This is a genomic window from Halobacterium bonnevillei, from assembly GCF_009831555.1.
Classification (GTDB): Archaea; Halobacteriota; Halobacteria; order Halobacteriales; family Halobacteriaceae; genus Halobacterium; species Halobacterium bonnevillei.
This window is the reverse complement of the sequence record NZ_WUUU01000188.1, coordinates 1-5514: the sequence shown is the minus strand read 5'-3', so window position 1 is coordinate 5514 and position 5514 is coordinate 1. Positions and strand designations below refer to the sequence as shown.

Here is a 5514-nt window from a genome sequence, read left to right as displayed (position 1 = left end):
CATCGCCGCGTTCGCCGTGCGGCGCACGCGCTCGGCGGTCACGTCGCCGTGCTCGTCACTGAGGAAGGGACCCGCCTCGTCGTCCGCGTTTGCGAGCAGTGCCGCGACGGCGGCCATCCCGCGCTCGGCGGCGCGCTGAGCGTCCCGCACTGCCTCGAGTTCGGGCGCCGTCTTCCGGGCTCTGGCGGCCAGGTGAGCGGTCGTCGACGACACGTCCACGTCCTCGGCTTCGAGGTAGAGCGCGGCGTCGTGCGGGAGCGTGCGCGGCGCGAGCACGGCGTCGCCGACGAGATCCGGGAGCCGCTCGGCCGGCGTCGGTGCAGAATCTAGCACGGTCGCGTCCTCGCGGACCGACACGCGGTCGCGGAGCGGTCGCTCGGGCACGACGGCGACGCGGCCGGCGTAGACGACGGCGCCCGAACCGGGAGGGACGCGCCGCTCAGGTAGCGAACGAGCGGGTCGTCGGGTGGCCCGACGAAGACGAACGCGTCAGCGCCCGCGTCGGCGAGCGCGCCGTCGAGAGCCGCAGTGCGCATTCACGGAATCTGGACGGGCGTGTCCGCCCCGAGGGCGTCCTCGAGGGTCTGCCCGGTCTGCTCGCCGTACAGCAACACGTCGATGGGGAGCGTCGGCGCGCCCCCGATGAGGTTCTGGAGCAAGACGAGGCGCTCCCGGGCGCGGCTCATCCCGACGTAGAACACGCGGCGCTCGTTGTCGGTCAGAATCGGGACGGGGCTGGTCTTGCTCGTGAACTCGATGTCGTCCGGGACGTTCGCGGGGTCGGCGGTGGCCGCCATCTGCTCGACGACCTTCTCGGTGAGGTCCGTGGAGACGAACACGTGGTCGGCCTCGCGACCCTTCGCGGAGTGGATGGTGCCGACGCGCACGCGGTCCGGGTCCATGCCGCGGTAGTCGCCCTGGAAGTACGCGTCGATGCTCTGGCGCTGGTAGCGCGTGACCTTCCGGAGCATGTCCGCTGCGGCCGACGGACCGGGCACGAACGGCACGTAGTCGCGGATGAAGTCCGCGGTGAACGTGAGGTCGGTGAGGTCCGTGTTCTCGCCCTGGGCCTCGTCGATGGCTTCCCGGAGGTCGTTGCGCTCCCGGGTGCCGAACGCCGAGTCCTGGAGCATGTCCATCAGGCGGCGGGCCTGCAGGCCGTCAATGGGGTCGTCGTTCTCCAGGGCTTCCACGGCGGAGATGTACTGCTGGAGGCGGTCCGTCCACATGCGCTGGTCTGTCAGCGCCTTGAACGGGATGCCCTCGCCGATGAACTCGTCGACGAAGTCGAACAGCTGGTAGCGCGCACGGAACAGGATCATCACCGTGTCGTCGTCGGTGGACTCGACGGTCCGGCGGACGTTCCGCACGAGGTCCAGCATCGACGGGCTGTCGATGGCCTCCACGCTCCCGCCCTCCTTGCGGGGCTTGAGGTCTTTCTCCTGGCGCGTCTCGATGTGGCTGATCTCCTGCTGGACGACCTCCAGGACCTGGGAGGGGAGCCGATAGGAGTTCGGCAGCACGACGTCGTCGGTGACCTTCGTGTTCAGGAGGAGTTCGGGGTCGGCGCCCTGCCAGGCGTACACGACCTGGTCGTCGTCGCCCGCGATGAGCACGCGGTCCATGTGCGGCCGCCACTCCTCGTAGACGTCGTACTGCAGGCTCGTGATGTCCTGGAACTCGTCGATGACGAGGTAGTCGACGTCCGGGAGCAGCGAGCGCTGGCGCACGCGCTCGAGCATGTCCGCGAAGCCGACGAGTTCGTTCTCGCCCTTGTACGCGCGCCACGCCCGGATCGCTTCGGGGATGTCGTAGCGCTCGTCCGTCGACGGCCACGTGGGCGTGTACTTGTTCCCGACCTGCGCGTTGTCGTCGATCTCCGGCGGCAGGCGGACCTCCTCGTCGTTCCAGCGGAACGGCACGTCGTACCAGTCTGCGACGTCGCGTCGCGTTCGCTGGAGCCACTGCGAGGTCGCGATGACCTTGTTGCCGAGCGTCGTCGAGCGCGCGGTGCGTCGCGACCCGGAGGCGTACTCGTCCTCGAAGGGGATGCCGTACTCCTCGCAGAACTCTTCTTTGTCGTCCTCGCCGACGACGTCGCCGCGGGAGAGCCCGAGCAGTTCGTACGCTTTCGCGTGCATCGTCGCGACGTTCCCGCGCAGCGAGCGCGGATTCACGTCGAGCCGTTCGGCGAGGCGTTCACGGACCTCGGCCGCGGCAGCGCGCGTGTAGGAGACGACGAGGATGTCGCGCACCGATACGTCGTCGTCTTCGAGAATTTCCTCGACGTGGTCGAGGAGCGCGGTCGTCTTCCCGCTCCCCGGACCACCGAACAGCCGCGTGACTTCCGGCTCCGAGTCCGTCATTAGACAACTAGAGGAACCCAAACGGTATAAACGGCGTGAAATTCCACAGTCGGTAAACAGGTCGATACCGGCGGGCTACGTGCGGCGCGTCGAGCGAGCCTCCCGGACTTCTGCGCCGTCGCGTATCTTGTCCTCGCAGTTCGGACACACACGCGGGGCGCCGTGCTTGTTCGGTGTGAATACTCTCGCGTATGCGTCGGTCACGAAGGACCCACAGTTCTGGCACTCCGGCATGGCTCCATCGAATCTTTCTCAGGATTCGCCTTATGCGTGCTGGCCGTACCGGGAACCGGTCACGGAGACCACACGGTCGTGGCGGGTGGGCCTGCTGAGAAACGCGAACCGGGGTTCCGGGTCGGGGGTGTAATCCTCCGGCGCCCGGTGTGCGATAGCACACCCCCGAAACAGCCTATAGGCGACACTGTGAACTCCCGGCCGCGATGGCCCAAGGACTCCCGCTCCGGGACGTGCGACCGACGCAGCTCTACCTCTCCAGCGAGAAGCTCGCCGAGGCGGCCGTGTGGTTCGACTTCGACGACCCGGCCTACGACCCGCTGCCCGTCTTCGAGTACGACGGCGAGTGGTTCCTCTCGGACGGCCACACGAGAGCGTTCCTCGCGTACCTCGCGGGCGCCGACGAACTCCGCGTCGAACGCGACGAGGCGGTCCGCGAGGAGTACGACTTCGACGTCTACGAGGCCGCAATCGGGTGGTGTGAGGAGGACGGCGTCGCCCGGATCGCGGACCTCGCGGGCCGCGTCGTGGAGCCCGAGACCTTCGCGGACGTCTGGATCGCTCGCTGTCAGTCCTACGACGAGTGAGGGACCGACGGCGAGTGTCGGACCGCCGGCCACGTGGCGTCGAGAACGGTAGTGAGCGGCGTCGGCTGGTGGTTACGGCGACCAGCCGCAGACTGTACAGGTTCGCGCATCTACGTCGTGGAGGCCCCCACACTCCGGACACTGCTTCTTGTTATAGCTCTCCTCCCACGTTGCAGTCTCGTGGCCGCGCTGTTCGAGGAAGTCGTCCAGAAGGGCGTCGTCGTCCGGAGTCGATGCGCTCGACATACGCGGTATGCTACACCATACCACTACTTGAACGTACCGGAGTGACAGGTGGCTGAAACGGCCACCGGACGGGGAGGCACTCGTCGCGAGAACCGCAGGAATGCGGAGAGAAAGACGCCGACCAGTTAGCGGTCGGAGCGGTCGTCGAACTAGAGGTCGTAGAGCTCGCCGAACTTCTCGCGTGCGTACGCCACGAAGTAGTCAGCGGTCAGCGGCTCGCCGGTCGCGACCTCCACGAGTTCGTCGGTCGTGTAGCGCTGGCCGTGGCCGTGGACGTGCTCGGTCAACCACTCGCGGATGGGGTCGAACTCGCCCTCGCGGACGAGGCCGTCGACGTCCAGGTCCTCGCGCATGGTCGCGTCCAGCTGGGCGGCGAGCACGCTCCCGACGGTGTAGTTCTGGAAGGACGCGAACCCGCCCGTCCAGTGGATGTCCTGGAGGCAGCCCTCCGCGTCGTCCTCGGGGCGCACGCCGAGGTACTCCTCCATCAGGTCGTTCCAGCGCCCGGGAATCTCGTCGACGTCGACGTCGCCGCCGACGAACGCCTTCTCGACGTCCGCGCGGAGGATGATGTGCATGTGGTAGGTGAGTTCGTCCGCCTCCACGCGGATCTTGTTCTCCGGGTAGATGCGGTTGACCGCCTCGTAGACGTCCCGGGCGTCGGCGTCCGCGTCGAGGTGCTCGTTCACGATGGGTGTCGCGTACTCCCAGAACGCCTCCGTGCGGGCGACGTGGTTCTCCCAGAACCGCGACTGGGACTCGTGGACGCCCGAGGAGCGGGACTGGCCGAGCGGCAGGCCGTACTGGTCGTCCGGCAGGCCGTGCTGGTAGCTCGCGTGCCCGAACTCGTGGACCGTGCTCATCACGGCGCCCAGCGGGTCGTCCGCGGCGAAGCGGGTCGTGATGCGGGCGTCGAACTGCGGGCCGACCATGAACGGGTGCGGGGCGGTGTCGAGGCGGCCGCGGTTCCAGTCGTACCCGAGGCGGTCGACGACCTCCCGGCAGAGCGCCATCTGGGTGTCGTCGTCGTACTCGCCGTCGAACGGCGACTCGAAGGCGGCGTCGCTGGCCTTCAGGTCCTCGATGAGCGGCACGAACTCCGCGCGGAGCGTGTCGAAGATCTCCTCGACGCGCTCGAGGGGCAGGTAGGGTTCGCCGTCCTCGAACATCACCTCGTAGGGGTCCGCGTCGGGGTCGATGTGTTCGGCGCGCTCGACCTGGATGTCCCGGAGGTCCTCGAGGATCGGCGCGAACTGCGAGAAGTCCGCGTCCGCCTTCGCGTCCTCCCAGATCTGCTGGGCGTCGGACTGGGTCTCGGTGAGTTCCGCGACCAGGTCGCTGGGGACGCGGTCAGAGCGCTCGTACTGCCGGCGTAGCTCCCGGACGACGACCCGTTGGTCGTCGTCGAGGTCTCGGTCCGCGAGCTCGTCCAGCCACGCGCCGACCTCGTCGGCGGTCAGCAGGTCGTGGTGGACAGTGGAGAGCGCCGAGAGCTGTTTGCCGCGGGCGGGCGCGCCGCCCTCCGGCATCATCACGCGCTGGTCCCACGCCAGCGTGCCGCGCGCGTCACCGAGGTAGGAGAGCTGTTTCGTCCGTTCTTCGAGGGCCTCGTAGGCGTCCGCTTCGGCGGGGTCGGCGTCGGAGGTGTTCGTCGCCATACACCTCCCTGCGGAGTCTCCACACATCAACCCTCGCCCGCCGGAAAGCTGGCACGGGCAGTCCAGTGGCCGGCCGCTACGGCCTGACCATGACCTTGATGGCGTCGCGTTCGTCCATCGCGCGGTAGCCCTCTGCGACGTTCTCGAGGTCCACCGTCTTCGTGAAAATCGGCGACGGGTCGAGGGTGCCCTCGAGGACGTCGGCCATCAGTTCTTCGGCGTACGCGCGAACTGGCGCGACCCCGCCGTTCAGCGCGATGTTGTCCGTGAACAGCGAGAAGACGTCCAGTCCCTCGTCGTCGACGCCGTGTGGCACGCCGACGTACCCGACGGTGCCGCCGGGTCGACACACCGCGATGGCGGTGTCCATCGCCGCGGCCGCGCCGACGCACTCCATAACGTGGTTCGCGCCGCCGTGCGTGA

7 protein-coding genes and 1 pseudogene are annotated in these 5514 nt (G+C 68.2%); 1 reads left to right on the top strand and 7 read right to left on the bottom strand.

What is annotated here, in order from left to right:
* From GRX66_RS16060 to GRX66_RS20975, 4 genes and pseudogenes are all read right to left on the bottom strand, one after another.
* Nucleotides 1-333 (bottom strand): annotated as a pseudogene (locus tag GRX66_RS16060) (M24 family metallopeptidase); the annotation flags it as partial.
* A complete protein-coding gene (locus tag GRX66_RS16055) occupies nucleotides 327-536 on the bottom strand; it encodes a hypothetical protein (protein ID WP_159527431.1) in 210 nt (69 codons plus the stop codon). The pseudogene GRX66_RS16060 and the gene GRX66_RS16055, both read right to left, overlap by 7 nt.
* Entirely contained in the window at nucleotides 537-2366 is a 1830-nt protein-coding gene (locus GRX66_RS16050) for a UvrD-helicase domain-containing protein (protein ID WP_159527430.1), read from the bottom strand.
* Between the two features lie 75 nt (nucleotides 2367-2441).
* Nucleotides 2442-2600 carry a DUF7563 family protein gene (locus tag GRX66_RS20975; RefSeq protein ID WP_449271471.1) on the bottom strand — a complete coding sequence of 53 codons (159 nt, stop codon included), beginning with the start codon at nucleotides 2598-2600 and terminating at the stop codon, nucleotides 2442-2444.
* A gap of 206 nt (nucleotides 2601-2806) precedes the next feature.
* On the opposite strand from GRX66_RS20975, the gene GRX66_RS16045 reads away from it, so the two are divergent.
* Nucleotides 2807-3187: a histone acetyltransferase gene (locus tag GRX66_RS16045; protein ID WP_159527429.1), complete on the top strand. Its 381-nt coding sequence runs from the start codon at nucleotides 2807-2809 to the stop codon at nucleotides 3185-3187.
* Nucleotides 3188-3259: 72 nt separating this feature from the next.
* Here the strand turns inward: GRX66_RS16045 and GRX66_RS19625 are convergent, their stop codons facing one another.
* The 3 genes from GRX66_RS19625 to GRX66_RS16035 form a co-directional block, all read right to left on the bottom strand.
* A complete protein-coding gene (locus GRX66_RS19625) occupies nucleotides 3260-3433 on the bottom strand; it encodes an HVO_0416 family zinc finger protein (RefSeq protein WP_201293067.1) in 174 nt (57 codons plus the stop codon).
* Nucleotides 3434-3582: 149 nt separating this feature from the next.
* Nucleotides 3583-5091: a carboxypeptidase M32 gene (locus tag GRX66_RS16040; protein WP_159527428.1), complete on the bottom strand. Its 1509-nt coding sequence runs from the start codon at nucleotides 5089-5091 to the stop codon at nucleotides 3583-3585.
* Nucleotides 5092-5167: 76 nt separating this feature from the next.
* Nucleotides 5168-5514: zinc-binding dehydrogenase (locus tag GRX66_RS16035; RefSeq protein ID WP_159527427.1), on the bottom strand; the 347-nt coding region annotated here is incomplete at its 5' end.

Coding starts and splice junctions, on each gene's coding strand:
- GRX66_RS16055 (WP_159527431.1), bottom strand. CDS start 536: ATGCGCACTGCGGCTCTCGACGGCGCGCTCGCCGACGCGGGCGCTGAC.
- GRX66_RS16050 (WP_159527430.1), bottom strand. CDS start 2,366: ATGACGGACTCGGAGCCGGAAGTCACGCGGCTGTTCGGTGGTCCGGGG.
- GRX66_RS20975 (WP_449271471.1), bottom strand. CDS start 2,600: ATGCCGGAGTGCCAGAACTGTGGGTCCTTCGTGACCGACGCATACGCG.
- GRX66_RS16045 (WP_159527429.1), top strand. CDS start 2,807: ATGGCCCAAGGACTCCCGCTCCGGGACGTGCGACCGACGCAGCTCTAC.
- GRX66_RS19625 (WP_201293067.1), bottom strand. CDS start 3,433: ATGTCGAGCGCATCGACTCCGGACGACGACGCCCTTCTGGACGACTTC.
- GRX66_RS16040 (WP_159527428.1), bottom strand. CDS start 5,091: ATGGCGACGAACACCTCCGACGCCGACCCCGCCGAAGCGGACGCCTAC.